The sequence below is a fragment of the Demequina ureilytica genome (assembly GCF_048553575.1).
Taxonomy (GTDB): domain Bacteria; phylum Actinomycetota; class Actinomycetes; order Actinomycetales; family Demequinaceae; genus Demequina.
On record NZ_JBLZIE010000011.1, the window covers coordinates 1 to 531 of the forward strand.

The window sequence follows — 531 nt, forward strand, 5'->3', positions numbered from 1 at the left end:
ACCTGCGTTGGTGTCCCAACCCTCGGAGATACCCTCCTGGGCCAGCCACACAATCGCCTCATAGTGCTCCAGCGACTCATCCGCATCCACGAACGGCGACTGAGCCGGCAACGTCACGTCAGGTGACCCCGCGTAGCGGTACAGGAACGCCGCCATCGCATCACGAGTGATCGAGTTGAACGGACGGAACTCCGTACCGTTCTCGGTCTCCCAACCCGTGCTGATGCCCTGAGCCGCAAGCCACTCGATCGCGGCCGCGTGCTCATTGCCATCGATGTCCGAGAACTCCACCGGAGCCGGCTCAGACACCGTCACAGTGAACGACGTCGTGACCGACGGGTCATCGACCAACGTCACGGACACCATCACCGTGGCAGCCACCGACGAATCAAAGCCCGACACCGTGAACTCGTCGGCACTGAGCACCTCAGTGGTCGAGTCAGTCCACGTACCCGTGACCTCCAAACCATCCAGATCCAGATCGTCACCCACCACATACTCCGACTTGGACGGCAACTGCGTCACCGCAAT

General features: G+C 61.6%; 1 protein-coding gene. It reads right to left on the minus strand.

The window, feature by feature from the left end; all coding sequences use genetic code 11:
• The coding region (locus tag ACNI3K_RS13075) for a bacterial Ig-like domain-containing protein (RefSeq protein WP_419392338.1) at positions 1 to 531 on the minus strand (531 nt) is incomplete at both ends.